Annotated in this window: 4 protein-coding genes; all 4 read left to right on the top strand. The window is 28.8% G+C overall.

What is annotated here, in order from left to right:
* Window positions 1-83 precede the first annotated feature (83 nt).
* The 4 genes from DLK05_RS17605 (at window position 84) to DLK05_RS16255 (ending at window position 2,866) form a co-directional block, all read left to right on the top strand.
* Window positions 84-254: a hypothetical protein gene (locus DLK05_RS17605; protein ID WP_209319931.1), complete on the top strand. Its 171-nt coding sequence runs from the start codon at window positions 84-86 to the stop codon at window positions 252-254.
* 27 nt (window positions 255-281) lie between these two features.
* Window positions 282-464: a hypothetical protein gene (locus tag DLK05_RS16270; protein WP_127345062.1), complete on the top strand. Its 183-nt coding sequence runs from the start codon at window positions 282-284 to the stop codon at window positions 462-464.
* 154 nt (window positions 465-618) lie between these two features.
* Window positions 619-987: a hypothetical protein gene (locus tag DLK05_RS16265; protein WP_127345061.1), complete on the top strand. Its 369-nt coding sequence runs from the start codon at window positions 619-621 to the stop codon at window positions 985-987.
* Window positions 988-2,215: 1,228 nt separating this feature from the next.
* A complete protein-coding gene (locus tag DLK05_RS16255; RefSeq protein WP_127345059.1) occupies window positions 2,216-2,866 on the top strand; it encodes a CPBP family glutamic-type intramembrane protease in 651 nt (216 codons plus the stop codon).
* Window positions 2,867-4,314: the final 1,448 nt, after the last annotated feature.

Raw genomic sequence — 4,314 nt, 5'->3', positions numbered from 1 at the left:
CGAAAATACATTGCTGTTAATCGAGCTAAGGCAAAGCCTGCACAAAATTAATTGATTTATTAACAATTTAAAATTTTGTGAAAATGAAAAATTTAGAAGAGTTTGGAGTTCAGAAGATGAATGCTCAGGAACTTAAAATTACTGATGGTGGTGGGGTTTTGGAATGGATTATTGGTGGTTTGGCATATGAGTTACTTGCAGATGGACCAGAACAATGTGGTAAAGACTTTATGTCTGGATTTGGTGATGCTTAATTCTTTTTTAAAACTAAATAAATTATTATGAAGAAAAATACTTTTAAAAAACAATCAGTAAATGTAGAATTTTATATTTCTGATTTGCAGAATAAAGATCTGAAAGATATAAATGGAGGTGGTATTCTGTGGTATTTATTAGGATATGCAATGGGAACAATAAATAAAGTAGGTAATGATACCGGAAGCCAGTTAATGCTATTTCAGTAAGTAAGATTAACGAGGTTCTCTTTAATGTTGTTGAGAGAACCTCAAATCAAAATTAATTATCCCAACATAAAATTTTAATAATTTTATAATCATACGAGAATATGATTATAAAATCAAGGTGAGTTTCATATAGTAATTACATAAATATAATCATATGAATTGTACGAATAATAAATTAACGAGTTTTATAATATCACTTATTTTTATAATCTTATTTGTCTTTTTGAGAGTGAATAATTTTATTGTTTCAAATGTAGACTGGAAAGTGTATTATGATAGTGTATTGGCAAATATATTTATCATTCCAATCTTTATATTTTTCTTTGGTAGCTTTGATTTAAATTTTCTTAAAATAAGAAAAATAATATTAAGTGTAATGCTGATAATTTTGTACGATGCCATTTTTAAATATACTGGAATGGATGCTATAGTTGTCGTTGCTAAGATAATATTTACAATAATTGGTGGAAGTGTTTCTTATTTTTTACTTTTCTTTTTTAATAAAAGTAAAAGGATTATATAGTTTTTGTTCGTTTGTTGAAACAGATTCAGTTTTTTCTATTTAACTATTATTTCAATGCACACTCTTCAAATACCTCTTTTGCCTGTAGGAGTGCGAATATCTCTAATAATATTGAGCTATATAGTAACAAGTGATATTTTTGAAATTGTTGGAGGTGTTGTCATGGGGATTAATTTTGAGATTTTTGAAAATTCAGATAATATAACTTATAAAGAGGTGCTTATTTTGCAGAATATTTAATGTTAAATTCTAATGTTGTTGTTGTTGTGGTTTTTTCTTTCGGATGTATTCTGATTAGATTACTGTATTCTTGAGGATTTAGGTTATTGAGTATTCAAAAGATTTTTTTTTGGAGGAGCATTTGGTTTTTAAGGGTCAAATTTTTTGTGCAATTTTTGTTAATGATTTTAATAATCCGTTTTTTATATAAAACACACAATAATAATTGACATTAAAGAAGAATGCCCAAACCGGAGATACTCCACGGCCTGTTCTTCTATTATTTTTTTAATATATGACCGGTTTATTAAAATATCTACAACATCCGCATTATCAAAAAAATCAAAAGATTGATTGGGTAGATTGGGTTTTCTTATTCTTTATCTATTTCGCATGCGGTGCATTGCTAGCTGGGATTATAAATATTTTATCACATGTTTTTCCTTTCGAGAATAAAGTTTTAAACTTTGGAGGAAAAGAACTTTTTATAAGAGCTGTAATTATTGCCCCATTTATTGAGGAATGTTTATTTCGATTACTGTTAAAGCCCAAATTAAAAAATTTGATTTGCTATGCAATAGTAATTCCCATTCCTATAGTATATCTACTATGGAGAGATTATTACTTTTTATCCTCGGTTATAATGCTAATTGAATGTATTGCGTTGTTTATAATAATTAAACCTAAACACAGGTTAATCCGAGTGCAACGTAAGTTCATTAAGTATATTCCATACATTTTTTATTTGTTCATGCTGAGCTTTGGCTTGCTCCATATTTTAAATTTCACATTTACCAAAATTAGTTTTTGGATTGTTTTAATTAGTCCCTTACTAGTAGCACCGCAAATTGTGTTGGGTAGTATTTTAGGATTTATAAGAATGAGATTCGGCTTTTTTTATTCCGTTTTATTTCACACGCTGGTTAATTTAATTGGCACATTGTTTATAATACTTCATTCATTAAATTAATTCTATGAGACTGAATAAGCATTCTCCGATTCATAAATTATGAAAAATATTTTAAACTACTCAAAATCTCCACAACCGGTAGGTTCTTTTCAAAAATGGAAGTCAATTAATTTCTTGAAATTTTATGGATTAGTTTTTGTTTTGATGATACCCTTGGGGATCATCTATAAATTAGTTAGCCAGGGTTTTGGAATTACTTATATAGCACTGGATGGCTTGTCTTTGGAAAAGAAAATTTTACTCGTAATAGTGCTAGCTCCCCTTATTGAAGAATTAATATTAAGACTAATATTAAAAGAAAACAAAAGGAACTTCTACATTTCCAGTCTGGTTTGTTTTATTTATGTTTTAGTTAATTTTTATCTGGGGAGATGGGGTAGTTTAGTTATTGCTTTGTCGTTATTAGTTTTGCTTATTACCATGACGATTGCATATACTAAAGAATTCCTAAATTTTTACTCGGAAAAGAATTATAAATACCTGTACTTTGGAAGTATTTTAATATTTGGCTTATTGCATGGGCATAATTTTTTATTTACAAATTCATACCAGATGCTTTTGATTCCATTACTGGTTTTACCCCAATTGTTAGCTGGTACTTTGTTGAGTTACATTCGGGTAAATTACGGCATAGTGTATTCTATCGCTTTCCATGCAATGGTAAACATGATAGCTTTATCATTTGCATAATATTTGGGCAGATACTTAAACCAATAACTAGAATAACGAGGAATAATAAAAAAGAAGAATACCCGAATCGGGCATCCTCTACAGTCTGTCCTTCTTTTTTTGGATATGTTATAGGTCGTACAGCAGGACTTTTATGCTGGTACCTTATAGGTAAATATGTATAATAAGCAAGTGCTAATATTCAGTTATCAATTTAATTATTGATAACTGATACTCTACACAGGTAATTTTAAATATATCTTTATTAATGGAATTATTTAGTTTTATACGAAGAGGTGAATTTGCGAAAAGCAAACCCACAGTAAAGAGTTTACTATTCTTGTTGTTCACCTATTTAATTTTTTCTATTCCAATATCGTTTCCTCTTGTAATACTTAATGTATTCCACCTTATTCCTAAATACATAACACTAAATCATGAAGCTTCATTAAAATACATATTAGCTGTAATAATATTTGCCCCTATAATAGAAGAACTAACCTTTAGGCTTCTTCTTATTCCCAAATATTCATATATTAGTTTTAGTCTATCCCTTATTATTATCACATTTAGTAAATCCATTTGGGGAACAAACTACGGATATGAGTTGTATTTATTGGCACTACCTGCTTTTTGTTTAGCTCACTACATTTTTAAAGATAAATCTTTCAATACAACAAAATCTGTAAAACTTTTAGTTCATATATCGGTTGTAATATTTGCGTTTATGCATATATTCAACTTTGTTGACGTGAAAACTTGGATGTATTTTATTTTTCCTATTTTAACGGCACCACAAATTCTTATGGGTTATATTTTATCTTTCTCACGTCTTAAGTATGGGTTTCTTTTTGGGGTATTATTACATATGCTAGTTAACTTTACCATTAGTTTAGCAATGTTATTCAAATTTTTCTTTTCCTAAAATAAGGAGTGGGGTAAGGATTCTTCCATTCAGTATTTCGAAAATGGTATGCAAACCACAAAATTCAGTTTCGATACCGATGACTTCTATTTAAAGGCTGGAATTCGGTTTGCATTTTAATCGTTTTAGTAGGAGTTAGAAATAAAAATATTCAGGATTTAGATGAAAACACCAATAGTAATGAAAGTAGTACAATTTAATATTAAAAGTTGCTTAGCATCTCTAAGATGCTTAGCAACTCTTTACAATAAAGATTTTTACGCGTGGCAGAAACAAATGCCGGAAATTCCGGTTTTAATTTGAAAAATATTGTTCAGTCCAAGTTTATTGGACTGTTCCCGATTATCTTTACAAGCGTATTTTAATTTTGGCCAGTATAAATACAGAAAGTGTAGATGATGAAAAAAGCCCGAAAAACAGAAGTACTCGCGAAAATACATTGCTGTTAATCGAGCTAAGGCAAAGCCTGCACAAAATTAATTGATTTATTAACAATTTAAAATTTTGTGAAAATGAAAAATTTAGAAGAGTTTGGAGTTCAGAA

The organism is Ancylomarina longa, from assembly GCF_003996985.1.
GTDB lineage: Bacteria > Bacteroidota > Bacteroidia > Bacteroidales > Marinifilaceae > Ancylomarina_A > Ancylomarina_A longa.
This window is presented reverse-complemented; position numbering and strand designations above follow the sequence as displayed.

What these genes read in the sequence shown, in the direction of transcription:
- DLK05_RS16270 (WP_127345062.1), top strand. Translation starts at nt 282, where the DNA reads ATGAAGAAAAATACTTTTAAAAAACAATCAGTAAATGTAGAATTTTAT.
- DLK05_RS16265 (WP_127345061.1), top strand. Translation starts at nt 619, where the DNA reads ATGAATTGTACGAATAATAAATTAACGAGTTTTATAATATCACTTATT.
- DLK05_RS16255 (WP_127345059.1), top strand. Translation starts at nt 2,216, where the DNA reads ATGAAAAATATTTTAAACTACTCAAAATCTCCACAACCGGTAGGTTCT.
- DLK05_RS17605 (WP_209319931.1), top strand. Translation starts at nt 84, where the DNA reads ATGAAAAATTTAGAAGAGTTTGGAGTTCAGAAGATGAATGCTCAGGAA.